This window comes from Pseudomonas sp. DWP2-2 (genome assembly GCF_049897065.1).
GTDB lineage: Bacteria > Pseudomonadota > Gammaproteobacteria > Pseudomonadales > Pseudomonadaceae > Aquipseudomonas > Aquipseudomonas paracarnis.
Map to the genome: position 1 here is coordinate 151,903 of NZ_JAFCVN010000007.1, position 16,078 is coordinate 167,980.

Annotated in this window: 16 protein-coding genes; 6 read left to right on the forward strand and 10 right to left on the reverse strand. The window is 60.8% G+C overall.

Annotation, left to right across the window (positions count from 1 at the left end; all coding sequences use genetic code 11):
- Positions 1 to 13 precede the first annotated feature (13 nt).
- The 3 genes from ccoS (at position 14) to hemN (ending at position 2,388) form a co-directional block, all read left to right on the forward strand.
- A complete protein-coding gene (ccoS, locus tag ACP7CZ_RS17420; protein ID WP_054898601.1) occupies positions 14 to 226 on the forward strand; it encodes a cbb3-type cytochrome oxidase assembly protein CcoS in 213 nt (70 codons plus the stop codon).
- A complete protein-coding gene (locus ACP7CZ_RS17425) occupies positions 219 to 902 on the forward strand; it encodes a sulfite exporter TauE/SafE family protein (RefSeq protein ID WP_198791449.1) in 684 nt (227 codons plus the stop codon). Before ccoS ends, ACP7CZ_RS17425 begins: the two co-directional genes overlap by 8 nt.
- 103 nt (positions 903 to 1,005) lie before the next feature.
- The gene (gene hemN, locus ACP7CZ_RS17430; RefSeq protein ID WP_054921742.1) at positions 1,006 to 2,388 is read left to right on the forward strand and encodes an oxygen-independent coproporphyrinogen III oxidase; all 1,383 of its coding nucleotides are present in this window, start codon (positions 1,006 to 1,008) and stop codon (positions 2,386 to 2,388) included.
- Here hemN and ACP7CZ_RS17435 read toward each other — a convergent pair whose 3' ends face one another.
- Entirely contained in the window at positions 2,389 to 2,856 is a 468-nt protein-coding gene (locus tag ACP7CZ_RS17435; RefSeq protein ID WP_080757733.1) for a FlxA-like family protein, read from the reverse strand.
- 152 nt (positions 2,857 to 3,008) lie between these two features.
- Here ACP7CZ_RS17435 and fnr point away from each other — a divergent pair, with 152 nt between their 5' ends.
- Together fnr and ACP7CZ_RS17445 are read left to right on the forward strand one after the other, a co-directional pair.
- Entirely contained in the window at positions 3,009 to 3,743 is a 735-nt protein-coding gene (fnr, locus tag ACP7CZ_RS17440; protein ID WP_005790290.1) for a fumarate/nitrate reduction transcriptional regulator Fnr, read from the forward strand.
- Positions 3,744 to 3,819: 76 nt separating this feature from the next.
- Positions 3,820 to 4,368, forward strand: coding sequence for an adenine phosphoribosyltransferase (locus tag ACP7CZ_RS17445; RefSeq protein ID WP_034128393.1), 549 nt, complete (start codon positions 3,820 to 3,822; stop codon positions 4,366 to 4,368).
- A gap of 108 nt (positions 4,369 to 4,476) precedes the next feature.
- On the opposite strand, the gene ACP7CZ_RS17450 is transcribed toward ACP7CZ_RS17445, so the two are convergent.
- The 6 genes from ACP7CZ_RS17450 to ACP7CZ_RS17475 form a co-directional block, all read right to left on the reverse strand.
- A complete protein-coding gene (locus ACP7CZ_RS17450) occupies positions 4,477 to 5,625 on the reverse strand; it encodes an acyl-CoA dehydrogenase family protein (protein WP_054921740.1) in 1,149 nt (382 codons plus the stop codon).
- Between the two features lie 218 nt (positions 5,626 to 5,843).
- Positions 5,844 to 6,446 carry a recombination mediator RecR gene (gene recR, locus ACP7CZ_RS17455; RefSeq protein ID WP_014719453.1) on the reverse strand — a complete coding sequence of 201 codons (603 nt, stop codon included), beginning with the start codon at positions 6,444 to 6,446 and terminating at the stop codon, positions 5,844 to 5,846.
- A gap of 66 nt (positions 6,447 to 6,512) precedes the next feature.
- A complete protein-coding gene (locus ACP7CZ_RS17460; RefSeq protein WP_003193196.1) occupies positions 6,513 to 7,547 on the reverse strand; it encodes an NADP-dependent oxidoreductase in 1,035 nt (344 codons plus the stop codon).
- A 140-nt stretch (positions 7,548 to 7,687) separates the two neighbouring features.
- Positions 7,688 to 8,026 carry a YbaB/EbfC family nucleoid-associated protein gene (locus ACP7CZ_RS17465; RefSeq protein ID WP_003193199.1) on the reverse strand — a complete coding sequence of 113 codons (339 nt, stop codon included), beginning with the start codon at positions 8,024 to 8,026 and terminating at the stop codon, positions 7,688 to 7,690.
- 43 nt (positions 8,027 to 8,069) lie between these two features.
- Positions 8,070 to 10,145, reverse strand: coding sequence for a DNA polymerase III subunit gamma/tau (gene dnaX, locus ACP7CZ_RS17470; RefSeq protein ID WP_054898606.1), 2,076 nt, complete (start codon positions 10,143 to 10,145; stop codon positions 8,070 to 8,072).
- Positions 10,146 to 10,222: 77 nt separating this feature from the next.
- Entirely contained in the window at positions 10,223 to 11,164 is a 942-nt protein-coding gene (locus ACP7CZ_RS17475) for a DMT family transporter (protein WP_054898607.1), read from the reverse strand.
- 98 nt (positions 11,165 to 11,262) lie between these two features.
- Here ACP7CZ_RS17475 and ACP7CZ_RS17480 point away from each other — a divergent pair, with 98 nt between their 5' ends.
- Positions 11,263 to 12,126 (forward strand): LysR family transcriptional regulator, encoded by an 864-nt coding sequence (locus ACP7CZ_RS17480; protein ID WP_060772981.1) that lies wholly within the window; start codon positions 11,263 to 11,265, stop codon positions 12,124 to 12,126.
- Positions 12,127 to 12,267: 141 nt separating this feature from the next.
- Here the strand turns inward: ACP7CZ_RS17480 and ACP7CZ_RS17485 are convergent, their stop codons facing one another.
- The 3 genes from ACP7CZ_RS17485 to ACP7CZ_RS17495 all read right to left on the reverse strand — a co-directional run bounded on the left by ACP7CZ_RS17485 (position 12,268) and on the right by ACP7CZ_RS17495 (position 16,026).
- Positions 12,268 to 12,858, reverse strand: coding sequence for a hypothetical protein (locus ACP7CZ_RS17485; protein ID WP_034128387.1), 591 nt, complete (start codon positions 12,856 to 12,858; stop codon positions 12,268 to 12,270).
- Position 12,859: 1 nt separating this feature from the next.
- Entirely contained in the window at positions 12,860 to 13,906 is a 1,047-nt protein-coding gene (locus ACP7CZ_RS17490) for an N-acetylmuramidase family protein (RefSeq protein WP_034128386.1), read from the reverse strand.
- Between the two features lie 158 nt (positions 13,907 to 14,064).
- Positions 14,065 to 16,026, reverse strand: a complete 1,962-nt coding sequence (locus tag ACP7CZ_RS17495) for a hypothetical protein (RefSeq protein ID WP_054898609.1) — start codon at positions 16,024 to 16,026, stop codon at positions 14,065 to 14,067.
- Positions 16,027 to 16,078 lie beyond the last annotated feature (52 nt).

Below are 16,078 nucleotides of genomic sequence, written 5' to 3' on the forward strand. Positions count from 1 at the left end.
GCATGGAGTACAGATGCCAGCTCTCTATGTGATGATTCCGGCAGCACTGCTGTTAGTGGGCGTGGCCATCTACATCTTCTTCTGGGCCGTGGACAGCGGCCAGTACGAAGACCTCGATGGCCCGGCCCATAGCGTGCTGTTCGATGACCAGGACCCGAACCACCTGGCCGCCATCGATGAAGCCAACAACCCCGAGCAACCGCCCAAAGAGCCCCCTCATGCTTGAGCTGATGCCCTTGCTGGTCTCGGCGCTGATCCTCGGCCTGCTCGGTGGTGGCCACTGCCTGGGCATGTGCGGTGGGTTGATGGGCGCGCTGACCCTGGCGATTCCCAAGGAACAACGCAGCCGCCGTTTTCGCCTGCTGCTGGCATACAACCTGGGGCGCATCCTCAGCTATGCCACCGCCGGTTTATTGATCGGCCTGGCCGGCTGGGCGGTGGCCAACAGCCCGGCGGCGATGTTCATGCGTGTGCTCGCCGGCCTGCTGTTGGTGTGCATGGGCCTGTACCTGGCCGGCTGGTGGAGCGGCCTCACCCGTATCGAAAGCCTGGGGCGCGGCCTGTGGCGGCATCTGCAGCCAGTGGCCAACCGTTTGCTGCCGGTGGCCAGCCTGCCCCGCGCGTTGTTGCTGGGTGCGCTGTGGGGCTGGTTGCCGTGCGGGCTCGTCTACAGCACCCTGCTATGGGCGGCGAGCCAGGGCAATGCACTGGACAGCGCCTTGCTGATGCTGGCGTTCGGGCTGGGCACCTGGCCGGTGCTGCTGGCCACCGGGCTGGCCGCCGAACGGGTGACGGCGTTGTTGCGCAAGCGCAGCGTGCGGGTGGCCGGCGGGGTGCTGGTGATGATCTTCGGCCTCTGGACCTTGCCCGGCCCCCATCAGCACTGGCTAATGGGGCATTAACAGGCCCTGTGGCATAGCGCCGCTCCCCGTTGATGCAAATCAAGATGGCTGTACCGCCCTGCCCCTAGACTCGGCCCACTAGCCAATCCGGGGGACCGCCCGCATGCTCGACGCCATTCGTTGGGACACAGATCTGATTCACCGCTACGACTTGGCGGGGCCGCGCTACACGTCCTACCCCACCGCCGTACAATTTGACAGCCAGGTCGGCACCTTCGACCTGCTCCACGCCCTGCGTGACAGCCGCAAGGCAGTGCGGCCACTGTCGCTGTACGTGCATGTACCCTTCTGCGCCAACATTTGCTACTACTGCGCCTGCAACAAGGTGATCACCAAGGACCGGGGGCGCGCCCAGGCCTACCTGCAGCGCCTGGAGCAGGAGATCCAATTGGTGGCCTGCCACCTCGACCCGCAGCAACCCGTTGAGCAACTGCATTTCGGCGGCGGTACGCCAACGTTTCTCAGCCACGATGAACTGCGCCAGGTGATGACACGCCTGCGCCAGCATTTCAATTTGCTGGATGATGACTCGGGCGACTACGGCATCGAAATCGACCCGCGCGAAGCCGACTGGGCCACCATGGGCCTGCTACGCGAACTGGGCTTCAACCGCGTGAGCATCGGCCTGCAAGACCTCGACCCCGAGGTGCAACGGGCGGTCAACCGCCTGCAAAGCCTGGAGGAAACCCGCGCCGTGATCGATGCAGCGCGCACCTTGCAATTTCGCTCGATCAATATCGACCTGATCTACGGCCTTCCCAAGCAGTCGCCGTTGAACTTTGCGCGCACCGTGGAGGAAGTTATCCGCTTGCAGCCTGACCGCCTGTCGGTATTCAACTACGCGCACCTGCCGGAACGCTTCATGCCCCAGCGGCGGATCAACACCGACGACCTGCCCTCGCCGGCAGAAAAACTGCTGATGCTGCAAACCACCATCGAACAACTGACCCAGGCCGGTTACCGCTACATAGGCATGGACCACTTTGCGCTGCCGGACGACGAACTGGCGGTGGCCCAGGAAGAAGGCAAGCTGCAGCGCAACTTCCAGGGTTACACCACCCACGGGCACTGCGACCTGATTGGGCTGGGGGTGTCGGCGATCAGCCAGATCGGCGACCTGTATTGCCAGAACAGCAGTGACCTGAACCAGTACCAGAATGCCTTGGCGGGCGCGCAACTGGCGACGAGCCGCGGCCTGGTCTGCACTACGGACGACCGGTTGCGACGGGACGTGATCCAGCAGTTGATCTGCAATTTCAGCCTGGCATTCGAGGGAATCGAACAGGCGTACAACATCGATTTTCGCGACTATTTTGCCGAGTTATGGCCGCAATTGCAGACAATGGCCGATGATGGCTTGATCGAACTGGACGCCCAGGGCATTCGCGTGCTGCCGGCCGGGCGCTTGTTGGTGCGCTCGGTGTGCATGGTGTTCGATGCCTACCTGGAGCACCAGAACAGGCAACGGTTTTCGCGGGTGATTTGATTACATCGCCAGGGAGGCAGCTTTCATCGAATCCTCGGCACTCATGCCTTTCATCGCCTTGGCCAGCGACGTCTGAGCCGACATCAGGCCAGCCTGCAGCGAACCGATCTCGGTCTGCAGCGCGCTCGCCTTGGCACGCGCCTCTTCAGGGGAAAGATTACTGTCCGCGGCCACCGCCGCCAGTTCGGCCTGTTTTTCGGCGATCTGTTGCTTCAGTTGGCGGATCATTTTCAGTACCTGTTTGACGTTGTCTTCCAGGCCACTGTCATCGATGTCCGCATTGCTGCGCTGCTCCACGCCTGCCGCTTTGAATGCCGCAGCGGAAATAGTCACTGTCACACCTTCCACGACCTTGGTTTCAGAAGATTTTTCAAGGGTGGGACCTTCGTCCTTGAGCGCAGTAACCGGCTTCGCGTCAGGCACAACAGGGATGCGAATAGCCGGGTTGTAGGCCGCTATAACAGACATGATCCGAGCTCCGTCTAAGAGATGTGCTCTTTGTATCGACCTCAAGCAACAAATCTTTATACCTGTGCAGGTTTTCTGTACACGCTGGCCTCGCTGCCCCCCAGTGCGTTACCCTTACGTCTTATGTGTGTTTTCCCACAAGGATTTAAGAAATGTCCGAGCCAGTCAAACTGCGCGCTCACAGCCAGGCCCATTGCAAGGATTGCAGCCTGGCCCCCCTCTGCCTGCCACTTTCGTTGAATCTGGAAGACATGGATGCGCTGGACGACATCGTCAAACGCGGCCGCCCACTGAAAAAAGGCGAGTTTCTGTTTCGCCAGGGCGACAAGTTTGATTCCGTCTATGCAGTACGCTCGGGCGCGTTGAAGACCTTCAGCCTCAGCGACGGCGGCGAAGAGCAAATCACCGGTTTCCACCTGCCAAGCGAGTTGGTCGGGCTGTCGGGGATGGACACCGAGATTCATCCGGTGTCGGCCCAGGCCCTGGAAACCACGTCGGTGTGCGAAATTCCTTTCGAGCGCCTGGATGAACTGGCCCTGCAACTGCCGCAATTGCGCCGCCAGTTGATGCGCGTGATGAGCCGCGAGATTCGTGACGACCAGCAAATGATGCTGCTGCTGTCGAAGAAAACCGCCGACGAGCGTATCGCCACGTTCCTGGTCAACCTGTCGGCGCGCTTTCGCGCCCGTGGGTTCTCGGCCAACCAGTTCCGCCTGAGCATGTCGCGCAATGAGATCGGTAATTACCTGGGCCTGGCAGTGGAGACCGTGTCCCGCGTGTTTACCCGTTTCCAGCAGAACCAGTTGATTGCCGCCGAGGGTAAAGAAGTGCATATCCTCGACCCGATCCAGCTGTGTGCATTGGCTGGCGGTTCGCTGGAGGTCTGATCCAGGCTGCGGCCGCGCCAATCGGCGAGGCCGCAGGTATACTTCGAGTCCGTTTTCCGCTCTGGACTCCTCGACGATGACTTTTGATTCGTTCGACATCAAATCCCTGATTCGCCCCGTTATCGACTTCCCCAAGCCGGGTGTGATCTTTCGTGACATCACGCCGCTGTTTCAATCGCCCCGCGCCCTGCGCCTGGTGGCCGACAGCTTTGCCCAACGCTATGTCGAAGCCGATTTCACCCATATCGGTGCAATGGATGCCCGTGGCTTCCTGATCGGCTCGATCATCGCCTACCAACTCAACAAGCCGCTCATCCTGTTCCGCAAGCAAGGCAAGCTGCCGGCGGACGTGCTGGCCGAGGGTTACCAGACCGAGTACGGCGAAGCCTTCCTGGAAGTGCACGCCGACAGCCTGTGCGAAGGCGATTCGGTGCTGATGTTCGATGACCTGATCGCCACCGGCGGCACCCTGATTGCTGCAGCGAACCTGGTGCGGCGCATGGGGGCAAAGATCTTTGAAGCCGCGGCGATTATTGATTTGCCGGAGCTGGGTGGCTCGCAGCGGTTGGCAGACATGGGGATTCCGACGTATTGCCTGACGCAGTTCGGGCTGACCGAGAGATAAGCGTCGTCAGTACTGACGCTTTCGCGGGCAAGCCCGGCTCCCACCGTGGAATGCATTCTCCTGTGGGAGCCGGGCTTGCCCGCGATGAGGCCGAAAGAACACCCCGGCTTACAACCCCATCTGCTTACTGATGATTTCATTCATCACTTCGCGCGTCCCGCCACCAATCGACAAAATCCGGTTATCGCGATACAGCCGCTCCACCAGACTGCCACGCATATATCCCTGCCCGCCCAATATCTGCACCGCGTCATACGTCACCCGATCAGCGGTATCGGTGGCCAGATTCTTGGCCATGGAAATCTCTTTGATTACGCTCTTGCCGGCGGCCATCTTCGCGGCCTGGCGATAGGTGAACTCGCGGGAAACCTCCACGGCGGTAGCCATTTCCGCCAGGCGATGCTTGAGCACCTGGAATTTGCCGATGGGTTTGCCGAATGCTTCGCGCTGGGCGGCCCACTGGAGGCTTTCCTCCAAGGCCAGTTGCGCGGTCATGTTGGCCATGAGGGCCAAGGCCAGGCGCTCGCTCTGGAAGTTGCCCATGATGCAGGCAAAGCCCATGTTCTCGACACCGACGAGATTGCCCACAGGCACGCGGCAGTCATCGAAGAATAACTCGGCGGTGTCCGACGCCCACCAGCCCATCTTCTTCAGTGGCTGGCCGACGGTAAAACCGGGCGTGTCTTTTTCAATCAGCAGCAGGCTGATGCCACCAAAGCCCGGCCCACCCGTGCGCACGGCCACGGTGTAGAAATCAGCGCGAATGCCGCTGGTGATAAAGGTCTTGGCACCGCTCACGCGGTAATGCTCGCCTTCACGTACGGCGCGGGTTTGCAGGTTGGCTACATCCGAGCCGCCGCTGGGCTCGGTGACCGCCAGGGCGATGATCTTCTCGCCGGCGAGCACCAGAGGCGCTATGCGCTCACGCACGTCGGGCCGGGCCCATTTGACGATGGGCGGCAGGCCGATATCCAGGGAGCCGAGCCCTGCCACCACGCCGCCGGAGCCGCAGCGCATCAGCTCTTCGCTGGCGGCGACCTTGGCGAACAGATCGCCTTCGTGGCTGCCACCCAGCGCCTCGGGGTAGCCGATGCCCAGAATGCCCGCCGCACCGGCCTTGAGGTAAAGCTCACGGGGAAAGCTCTCAGCTTCCTCCCAGTGCTCGATGCCCGGCAGCATCTCGCGCTCGACGAAGCGGCGCACGCTGTCGCGGACCAATTGGTGGCTGGGATCGAAGTATTCCTGATAGGCAGACATCGGCAAGCTCCATGGCGAGATGGAGCGAACTTACCAAGCGCTTGCTTGGTTATCAAGTCATACACAGGGACTGTGTCTGCGCTAATCCTGTAGGAGCGAGCTTGCTCGCGAAAAACGTCAACGATAACGCGTGCTTCCTGAGTGAACGCGGCGCCTATTAGTTTTTCGCGAGCAAGCTCGCTCCTACAGGGTTAGGAAGCTCCAGATTGCAGTGGCTTTTAGAGGGCGATGGGTTTGCGGCCTGCGAACGAGTGCGCCAGGGTGCCGCCGTCCACCAATTCCAGCTCGCCCCCCAACGGTACGCCATGGGCGATCCGTGAAGTAATCAAACCTTTATTGGTCAGCAACTGGGCGATGTAGTGCGCGGTGGCTTCACCTTCCACCGTCGGGTTGGTTGCCAGGATCACTTCGGTAAAGGTGCCCTGCTCTTCGATTCGCGCCACCAGTTGTGGAATACCGATGGCTTCCGGCCCCAAACCGTCGAGCGGCGACAGGTGGCCCTTGAGCACAAAGTAACGCCCGCGGTAACCGGTTTGCTCCACGGCGTACACATCCATCGGCCCTTCCACCACGCACAGCAACGTGTCGTCGCGACGTGGGTCGGCGCATTGCGGGCAGAGTTCTTCTTCGGTGAGGGTTCGGCACTGGCGGCAGTGGCCCACGCCCTCCATGGCCTGGCTCAGGGCCTGGGCCAGGCGGGTGCCGCCGCTGCGGTCACGCTCCAGCAGTTGCAGCGCCATGCGCTGGGCAGTTTTCTGGCCAACGCCGGGCAAGGTGCGCAAGGCGTCGATCAGTTGGCGAATCAGGGGGCTGAAGCTCATGGGCGAAGGGTCCGACAAAACAACGAGACGCGGTTTATACCCGCGCCCCGGATTAGCGTCAAATACTCAATCCTGCGCGACGCGCACCACCAACTTGCCGAAGTTGCGCCCTTCGAGCAGGCCGATAAAGGCTTCGGGCGCCTGCTCCAGGCCGTCGACCACGTCCTCGCGGAACTTGATCTTGCCCTCGCGCACCCAAGGCGCCATGGCACTGAGGAACTCCGGCTGGCGGTCGCCGTAGTCATCGAACACGATAAAGCCCTGGATGCGCACCCGCTTGGTCAGCAAGGTGCGTTGCAGGGCCGGCAAACGGTCAGGGCCGCTGGGCGCTTCATGGGCGTTATAGCCGGCAATCAACCCGCACAGCGGCACGCGCGCTTTGGGGTTGAGCAAAGGCAGCACGGCATCGAAGACTTTACCGCCGACGTTTTCGAAATAAATGTCCACGCCTTTGAAACAGGCCAGGGCCAGCTCATGGGCAAAATCTTCGCTCTTGTGGTCGATACAGGCGTCAAAGCCCAACTCATCCACCACGTAGCGGCACTTGTCTGCGCCACCGGCAATGCCCACCACGCGCAAGCCCTTGAGCTTGGCCACTTGGCCCACCACCGACCCCACCGCGCCAGACGCAGCCGCCACCACCAGGGTTTCCCCGGCCTTGGGCTGGCCGATATCCATCAAGCCCATGTAGGCCGTCATGCCCGGCATACCCAGTACGCCCAAGGCCATCGACGGACTCGGCAACCCCTTGGGCAGCGGGATCAGGTTATGGCCTTCGCAAATGCAGTGGCTTTGCCAGCCGGTGGCGCCGACCACCAGGTCGCCCACTTCGAATTTCGGGTTGCGCGATTGCTCGACACGGCTGACAGCCCCACCGGTCATCACCTCGCCGATTTCCACGGGCGCGGCGTAGGACGGCGCGTCACTCATGCGTCCACGCATGTAAGGGTCCAGGGACAGGTACAGGGTCTTGAGCAACACCTGACCGTCTGCCAGGTCCGGCAGGCTCACACGTTCCAGGCGAAAGTTTTCCGGCGTGGGTGCGCCTTGAGGGCGTGAGACCAGAACGATGCGTTGGTTGAGCGTCATTTCTTGAGGCATCAGCGGGGCTCCTTTATCGGTGAGTGGTTTCAACGGTATAGGGTGCAGACCATCGGTGAAGGCCTGGGGTTCGATGTTTCGACCGGCCAAAAAAAATGCCAGGCGCGATGCCTGGCATTTGAGTCTAGCTAAAGCGTGTATCAGAACGGCAGTTTCATGCCCGGTGGCAGTTGCATGCCAGCGGTCACGCCGGACATTTTGTCCTGGCTGTTGGCTTCGATCTTGCGCACAGCGTCGTTGACGGCTGCGGCGAACAGCGCTTCGAGCATTTCCAGGTCATCTTCACCCACGCCTGGCAATACGCTTGGATCGATGCTGACACGCTTGATGTCGTGACGACCGGTCATCACCACGCTGACCATATCGCCACCGGCTTTACCGGTGACTTCGGCGTTGGCCAGCTCTTCCTGCATCTTGGCCATTTTTTCCTGCATCTGCTGCGCCTGCTTCATCAGGCCGGCCATGCCACCTTTCATCATGGGAATCACCTCAAAAGTACGTGGATCAATGAGTAGCCCGGTGTCATGACGCTTGGGGCACCGGGGCTTCGACAGGTTCAATAGTATCGTGGCGGACGACCGCACCGAACTGTTGCATCATTTGTTGGATAAGCGGATCTGCGTGGATCGAGTCCTCGGCCTCGCGCTGGCGGTTAAGGCGCCGACGGGTCGCTGCCTGGGCCGGGGTTTCCTGCTCGGGCTTGATCAGCTCGATGGCGATGGTCAGCGTGCGCCCATGGTACTGGTTGAGCGCATCGTTGAGCCGGCGCTGCTGGGTGGCGTTGAACAAGGCGCTATGGGCCGGGTCCAGGTGCAGCAGCCAGTGGTCGCCTTCGATGGAAATCAGGGTGCAGTTGGCGGCGATACTGCCGGTCATGCCGGAGATCGGCAATTTCGGAAACAATTCCAGCCATTGCAGGGCCAGGCCGGTAGCCGGGGCCGCGGCAGGTTCTGCCTCGGGCTCGGGCGCAGGTTCCGCGGTGTGCTCACTGGCCAAATCATCCAGGTAGCTGTAGGCCGAATCCATGTCCGGCTCGATGTAGTCTTCATCCAGCGGCGGTTCGTCGTCCAGGTCAATGCCGGGAGTGGCCGCGTCGACCTGGGCGACCGTCGGTTCAGGAACGGGGGCCGATACCCACTCAGGGGCATCCGGCACCACGCTGTCCGGAGTCGGCGCAGGCATCGGCGTCAGCTCGGGTTGCTCGCCGGTGGTTTCCAGCACGGGCTCCACGGCGGGCTGTTGCTCGGGCTCTACTTGCGCTTCGACCGGGTCATTCCAAGGCAAGTCGACCACGGGCTCGGGCTCGATGACCGGCTCGGGCTCGACCACCGGTGCGACGGCAACCGGCGCAGGTTCGGGCTCAGGTGCCGGCGCAACCGGCTCAGGCACAGCAACCGCAGGCGCAGTAACTACTGGCGCGACAACGGCCGCGCCAGCCACTGGTTTGGCGGAATCAACTGTGGCCTGGCTGATCCCCACTGGCTTTAGCGGCTGTCTCGGTGCGTCTGCCGAATCTGCCGGCCGGAATGCCAGCATGCGCAGCAGCACCATTTCAAAGCCACCCCGAGGGTCGGGTGCCAGGGGCAGGTCGCGGCGACCGATGAGGCCCATCTGGTAGTAGAACTGTACGTCTTCGGCCGGCAAGGCCTGGGCCAGGGCCAATACGCGATCTCGGTCGCCATGGCCGTTGTCCACGCCTTCCGGCAGGGCCTGGGCGATGGCGACGCGATGCAATACGTTGAGGATTTCCGAAAGCACGCCATTCCAGTCCGGGCCTTGCTCCGACAGGTGGCGCACCGCTTCGAGCAACGCCTTGGCGTCTCCTTCGATCAGCGCGTGGAGCACGTCGAACACCTGGCCGTGGTCCAGGGTACCGAGCATGGCGCGCACGTCGGCGGCCATGACCTTGCCTTCACCAAACGCGATGGCCTGGTCGGTGAGGCTCATGGCATCGCGCATCGAACCATCAGCGGCGCGGCCCAGCAACCACAGCGCGTCGTCTTCGAACGGTACGTTCTCGACGCCCAGCACATGGGTCAAATGCTCGACCACACGCTCGGGGGTCATGTTTTTCAGGGAGAACTGCAGGCACCGCGACAAAATCGTTGCCGGAAGTTTCTGCGGGTCGGTGGTGGCCAGGATGAACTTGACGTAGGGCGGCGGCTCTTCCAGGGTTTTCAACAAGGCGTTGAAGGAGTGGCTGGACAGCATGTGCACTTCGTCGATCAGGTAGACCTTGAAGCGGCCACGGCTCGGCGCGTACTGCACGTTGTCCAGCAGCTCGCGGGTGTCTTCGACCTTGGTTCGGCTCGCGGCATCGATCTCGATCAGGTCGACGAAACGCCCCTCGTCGATCTCACGGCACACCGAACAGGTGCCACACGGCGTCGAGGTAATACCGGTCTCACAATTCAGGCACTTGGCGATGATGCGCGCAATCGTGGTCTTGCCCACCCCACGCGTACCGGTGAACAGGTAGGCATGGTGCAGCCGTTGGCTGTCCAAGGCATTGATCAGAGCCTTGAGCACATGGGTCTGGCCGACCATTTCGCGGAACGAGCGCGGGCGCCATTTACGTGCAAGAACCTGATAACTCATCGAAAACCGTCGCAACTGGGAAGCAGAAGCCGGTAATGCTAGCGGAGCAAGGGGGAAATTGCATCCGGCACGCTCTTCTAATCTGACGAAGCTTGTTCGATTGGCCTCCCGGAGGGCACCTGCGGGCGTTTTGCTGGCACCTTGGGGCGCCAATTCCCTTCCAGACTGATAGCGGCGACACTTGCCAGCACGATCACCGCGCCCAGCATCACCTGCAGGGTGACGTGTTCGCCAAGCAGCGTGGCGGCCATCAGCATGGCAACCGGTGGAATCAGGTACATCGCCACCGACGCACGACTGACCTCGACGTGCTTCAACACGTAACCCCAGGCCAGATAGGCCAAGGCACTGGGAAAAATGCCCAGCACCAGCACGGCAAGATTCTCCACCATCGGTGCCTGCACGATGGCGACGGGCAGGCCCGGCAGGTTCACGCACAGCATCAGGGTGCCGGACCACACCATGTAGCACGCCATCGTCAACGGGCTGTAGCGATGGGCGTAATGTCGCTGAATGGCGAAGTACACACTCCATGAGCAGGCCGCCAACAAGATCAGCAAACCCCGTGGGTTGATATCGCCTATGCCCCGGTCGCCCCAGATCACCACCACTACGCCGGCCAACCCCAACAGCACGCAGCCCCAGCGCCAGGCGCTGACCTGCTCCTTCAAGCACAAAAACGCAATCAACACACTGAACAACGGCGCCGACTGTGCCAACACACTCGACGCAGCCGCCGTCACCCATTGCTGCCCGTAATTGAGACTGGTGTGGTGCAGGAACACCCCGAAAAAGCCCAGCACCAACAACCACGGCAGGTCGCGCAATGGTGGCCGTCCAATTCCCACCACCGAGGCCACGCCGCCCATGAATACCGACGCGATCAAAAACCGCAGCAGCGCCAATTGGCCGGGGCTGTAACTGTGCAGCCCCATGTGCACGCCGATGGGGGAATACGCCCAACAGAGGATGACGCTGGCAATGACTAGCGTAAGCTTCAGAGGTGACGGAGTATTCATCGACAGCATCCACGCAAAAGGAATGCTGCCAGTCTTGGCCCAGGCAAGGCATAGGACAATTAAGCGTTTCTGACTTCTGAAATCATTGGAACTGAGCAATGGAACTGGCCCAACTGAAAATGGTGCGAGCCGTGGCGCAAACCGGCAGCGTGGCCCAGGCTGCGCTGCAATTGCACTGCGTGCCGTCCAATATCACCACGCGCATCAAGCAGCTGGAAAGCGAGTTGGGCACACCGCTGTTTATCCGTGCTGGCCGAGGGCTGGCGATCAGCGCCGCGGGAGAGATCTTCCTGGATTACTGCGAACGTATCCTGGCCTTGGTGGATGAATCCAAACGCGCCGTGGATGCCAGCGCCATTCCCCGTGGCACCTTGCGCATCGGTGCGGTGGAATCCAGCGCCAGCGGGCGCTTGCCGCCGCTACTGGCGGAATACCACCGGCGTTATCCCGATGTCAGCCTGGAACTGGTCACCGGTGCCTGGGCGCAACTGCTGGACGACCTGCAGCACCACCGCCTGGATGTGGCGCTGGTGGCTGCCGGCGGCAAACGCACGAAGCTGGAACAGAGCGTGGTCTACAGCGAGCGCCTGGTGCTGATCGCCAGCGCGTGCAGCGCACCTATCAACAGTGCCGAGGACCTGGCCGGCCGAACCCTGCTGGTGTGGCCGCCGGGCTGCCCTTATCGCGCCGCCCTGGAAAACTGGCTCAAGCCCCATGACATCAAGCCAGCAATCGCCAGCTACGCCAGTTGGGGCACGATCATCGGATGCGTGAGCGCGGGGATTGGCGTGGCGTTGGCGCCCGAGGGGATCCTGGCGCGCTATGAACAGGCCAATCAGCTGGCATCGTATCGCTTTGAAGCACTGGCGCCCGTGGACAACCTGTTGTTCTGGCACACGGACACCCAGCGGCACCTGGCGCGAGATGCGTTTGCCGGGCTACTGCGCGAGACCTTTGGCTGACACAGTCCTAAATGTGCGACGAAAATCGCCCTGATACCAAGTAGGAGCGAGCTTGCTCGCGAAAAACTCACAAGCGCCGCGTTTATTCAGGAGGCACGCGTTATCGTTGACGTTTTTCGCGAGCAAGCTCGCTCCTACAATTCAGGGCTTCGGCGCAGCCAACCGTGCGTACTGGCCCTGGCTGATCCAGCCCGTGAACGAACGGTCGTCAGCGTTGATGAACTCCACCTGCGCCCAACCGTCCTTGAACGCCAGTACGCCCACCACGTCATGCTTGACGATGTAGGGCCGCTTTGCCGCTTTGGCGCCCGGCGTTTTCAGCAAGTAAGCCTTGTCGGCAGACACCGTCACCAAGCCTATCCATTGTTTGCTGGCCGTCTGGCTCAGCTCCAGGCCGGTGGCGATTTCCGGCATCAGCACATTGATGCAGCCGGGGTGTTGACGGCCCTGCGCCACGGTCAGGGTCACCCCGTCGGACGCCGCTGCCACACTGCCTGGGTAGGCAGCGTCCAGCCAGGTGGTGAGCGCTTCGGGTTTGCCTTGCAAGTAGAACGTGCAACCACGGGCCACACCCTCGCCCATCGACTCCTGGTAGAAACCCTCCACCTGATGCCCCGGCGTCACCGCCAGCATCAGCCCTTCATATTTGCCTGAATGCAACGCCGCCGAGCCGGCCAACGCAGGCGCCACGGCGCACCACGACAACACTCCCATCGCCAGATAACGAATCATCTTATTTCTTCCCTTCAAAGGCTTCGTAGGCTTGTTTCATCAGGACGTCATAGTTGCCGTAATCATCGCCGTTATAGTTTCGGGCCATGGCGGTAAAATCCTTGTTTTTCATGGCACTCAATAATGCCGAGTTGTGGCTGCAAAGGCTGAGATAGGCTTTGAGTTGGTTACCGGCATTGATCTTTAATGACGCCACGAACTCAAACACCGTCTTGAATCCGCACGCAGCAAAATTGAACCCCATGATTTGAAACATGCCCCAGGAGGCCGACATCAAGGCGGCTTCCTGGTCCAGCGCAAAGGCAGTGGCCATGGTCTCCCAGGCCTTGACCTGATCCTTATTGTTCGTCTGCCATTGCGGGCCGGCTTTTTTCTTGTAGATATACGACAGCAACGGCTGCGACTGGTCGTAGATGTGCTTGGTGTACTTGCGAAAGTGGTGCCCTTCAAAAGCGATGATCGGCAACTTGGCGGGCCCGAACCCCACCTTCCCGCCCGACTCCACCGTGGCGAACGCCTTGACCACATTCACCGAAATGCCGTTGCCCAATTGCTTGGCGGCGTTCTGGAAATCCGTGTCGCTCAATGTCGTCCCGCCATCGCAGGTGGACTGCATCATCAACTGCCGGTTACGCCGCTCGGCCTCGATCACCGCACGCACGCGGTCCAGGTACACATTGACCGTGGCCTGTACCGCATCGACGTTGTTATTGCCGAAAATGTTGAGAAACGTCGGAATGCGCGTATTGGGAAAAGCCCGCACCGGTACCTTCAGCGCCTCTTCGATCAGACTGTTGAACGTCCGCCCGGTGGGGTCGATCACGCCATCGGGATGGGCGTACTTGAGATGGCGAAACTGATACTGGCTGATGCATTGCACCAACTGGCCGTCGCACTTGCCGTTTTCCAGCAAGGCAAACCCCATCTTGGGAATGATCAAATTGAATAAATACTGGATGCACTGAACATCGGCGGGCAAGTTGCGGGCTTTGCCGGGCGTCCCTACCGACGCGCTGATAAGACGAGGCAACCCTTGCAGGCTTTTCATGACAGACATCCTTGTGAGTGAAAGAAGTGATAGCACTTCAATATCAAATCCATGCCCTTGTCATATTCTGAAACAAGTGGCCGGCGCAAGCTAACAAGGCGGTCTGTGGATTGTCCAGAGGGCTTTATGAAAGTTGTGAAACAGCCGGATTAAATCCGTCAGTAACCGTGGGATTCACGGGTCTTTTGATACTTGTGGTAGTCGAGCCACTCGACCACATCGTAGGGCAGGTACAACTGCACCCTGGCCCGTGAAATCGCGATATACACCGCACAGAGTCGTTGATCGAACGCGTAAGCGTCCTGGAACTTCACATTGGTCAACAATTCCGGGGTGAGCAGTACCCGGTCGAACTCCATGCCGCCCGCATCCTGCGCCAGCATCAACAGGACGCGCTCGTCCGGATGGCCAATCAACCTGTTCAAACGCGTGACATCCGCCACGTTAAAGCCTTTTTCCAGCTCGGCCTCGACCCACAGAAACGCCTCATCGAACTGGCAGGCTTCGCGCACCTGCTGCCAATCGGCCATGTCGCTGAAAAACGCATGGGGGCCGAGGTCATTGAACTCATTGCTATAGAAATCGGGTTTGAACAACGCGATGACCGTGTCCATGAAATGCTTGAGCGACTGCTGGGCCTCTTTGCTCGCGAGGCCGAACGCACAGCGGGCGTGGCTCAACTGGATCGCCCACTGCATGGTGTCCCAATGGGAAGCGGTCAACACCACGCAACCTTGCGGGGGCACGAAACCCTGCGGATAAAACTCAATGCCGACATCGGCATCGCGGGCGCCCTCGAAAAGCGATTTGCTTTTTTCCGAGTGCAAGCTGATCAACGGGTTGACCAGGCGCTCGACATTGCGCCCGGAACGCACGGAGTAGCACACGTCGGTATGGCGAACCTCACGGGCACGCTTGACCACGCCGCCACTGGCCTGCTGATACTCATCCCCCAAAGTGATCAGCACCTGGCGCCCGCGCTCGATGATTTGCAACAGCGGCGCCGGGATGTCCTGGCTCTCATCGATGAGCACGTGGGTATAGCGCTCGGGCACCACGCAGCCTGCAAGGCTGGCGCGCTTGATCATCAACAAGGCTTCAAACCCGGTATGCCGGCCCCAGGCCGGGTTAGCCTCTAGGTAGCCCCATAACCGGCTGGCATATTCGAGCAGCGCCCTGGCATCGACGCCGGCGAGCGGTTGCTTGAAATGCGGCAAATGCTGGGCCGACAAGCTGTACTCCCAGGAGCGGCAGTAGGCCTCAAGCACCTTGAGGCACACCTCCACCACCGCTTGCCCTTCCAGGCGGCGGAAACCAAAGATATTCAGTTCTTGAGCGAGCGCCTGCTTGGTCGGCACCCTCACCGGCGTATTCAGCGGCTTTGGCCTCGGGCCATGCAATAGAGCATGGGCGAAGTCCTGGAAGGTATGCCCGGCCTTACGCTCCCGCGCTCCCACCATGCGCGCACGCAGGGTTTCGAGTTTTGCCGGGGTGCGTGCCAACAGTAAGGTCTTTTCCGGGCGCAGGTGCTCCAGCAAGGCCACCAGCAGGTGACTCTTGCCAATGCCTGCATAGCCTTGAACATGCAGGTCTTCGTTCAGGTTGGCGCGGAAGGTTCTGAGCAGCTTGTCTTGCTCGGCGCTCAACCAGCGCTCGCGATGCCTGGGCGTGATTACCTGCTGGCTGAACGGATCATTGGCCTTGAGGTGGCGGACTTTATACTCGACGTCCCATTTGCCACTGGGCAACAGATAGTCCCGAGCCTGTACTTCCTCCTCCAGCAGAAAGCGCAGCTTCAGGCTTTTGACCACATTGAGGCCGAAATACAGCTTCCTCTGATCGAACAGCCGCTGCGCTTCAGAGAGCAGGGACACACTGGCCGAATGGCTGGCATCGACTGCCCAGTCAACCAGTTTGGCCAACACTTTTTCAGCACCATTGGCGCTCAGCTCGCTTTCGGGCACCTGCGCCAGGTTCTGGATCACCAACACCGCCGCCAATTCGGGCTCACTCAGGGCTACAAGCGCATCGATACCCTCGCCGCCCAACAAACCCGCACAGGTGTGCTCGGTGATCGGCAAGAATACGGGGCTGGATAAGTCGAAATGTTCCGAGTGCATAGAGCCTCGTAGCCAGGGAAAGAGACGCTTGGGAGTATGCCACTAGACGCGA

What these genes read in the sequence shown, in the direction of transcription:
- ACP7CZ_RS17460 (WP_003193196.1), bottom strand. Translation starts at nt 7,547, where the DNA reads ATGCCTCAAGAAATGACGCTCAACCAACGCATCGTTCTGGTCTCACGC.
- ACP7CZ_RS17495 (WP_054898609.1), bottom strand. Translation starts at nt 16,026, where the DNA reads ATGCACTCGGAACATTTCGACTTATCCAGCCCCGTATTCTTGCCGATC.
- ACP7CZ_RS17435 (WP_080757733.1), bottom strand. Translation starts at nt 2,856, where the DNA reads ATGTCTGTTATAGCGGCCTACAACCCGGCTATTCGCATCCCTGTTGTG.
- recR (WP_014719453.1), bottom strand. Translation starts at nt 6,446, where the DNA reads ATGAGCTTCAGCCCCCTGATTCGCCAACTGATCGACGCCTTGCGCACC.
- ACP7CZ_RS17490 (WP_034128386.1), bottom strand. Translation starts at nt 13,906, where the DNA reads ATGAAAAGCCTGCAAGGGTTGCCTCGTCTTATCAGCGCGTCGGTAGGG.
- ACP7CZ_RS17485 (WP_034128387.1), bottom strand. Translation starts at nt 12,858, where the DNA reads ATGATTCGTTATCTGGCGATGGGAGTGTTGTCGTGGTGCGCCGTGGCG.
- ACP7CZ_RS17450 (WP_054921740.1), bottom strand. Translation starts at nt 5,625, where the DNA reads ATGTCTGCCTATCAGGAATACTTCGATCCCAGCCACCAATTGGTCCGC.
- ACP7CZ_RS17465 (WP_003193199.1), bottom strand. Translation starts at nt 8,026, where the DNA reads ATGATGAAAGGTGGCATGGCCGGCCTGATGAAGCAGGCGCAGCAGATG.
- dnaX (WP_054898606.1), bottom strand. Translation starts at nt 10,145, where the DNA reads ATGAGTTATCAGGTTCTTGCACGTAAATGGCGCCCGCGCTCGTTCCGC.
- ACP7CZ_RS17475 (WP_054898607.1), bottom strand. Translation starts at nt 11,164, where the DNA reads ATGAATACTCCGTCACCTCTGAAGCTTACGCTAGTCATTGCCAGCGTC.
- ACP7CZ_RS17425 (WP_198791449.1), top strand. Translation starts at nt 219, where the DNA reads ATGCTTGAGCTGATGCCCTTGCTGGTCTCGGCGCTGATCCTCGGCCTG.
- hemN (WP_054921742.1), top strand. Translation starts at nt 1,006, where the DNA reads ATGCTCGACGCCATTCGTTGGGACACAGATCTGATTCACCGCTACGAC.
- fnr (WP_005790290.1), top strand. Translation starts at nt 3,009, where the DNA reads ATGTCCGAGCCAGTCAAACTGCGCGCTCACAGCCAGGCCCATTGCAAG.
- ACP7CZ_RS17480 (WP_060772981.1), top strand. Translation starts at nt 11,263, where the DNA reads ATGGAACTGGCCCAACTGAAAATGGTGCGAGCCGTGGCGCAAACCGGC.
- ACP7CZ_RS17445 (WP_034128393.1), top strand. Translation starts at nt 3,820, where the DNA reads ATGACTTTTGATTCGTTCGACATCAAATCCCTGATTCGCCCCGTTATC.
- ccoS (WP_054898601.1), top strand. Translation starts at nt 14, where the DNA reads ATGCCAGCTCTCTATGTGATGATTCCGGCAGCACTGCTGTTAGTGGGC.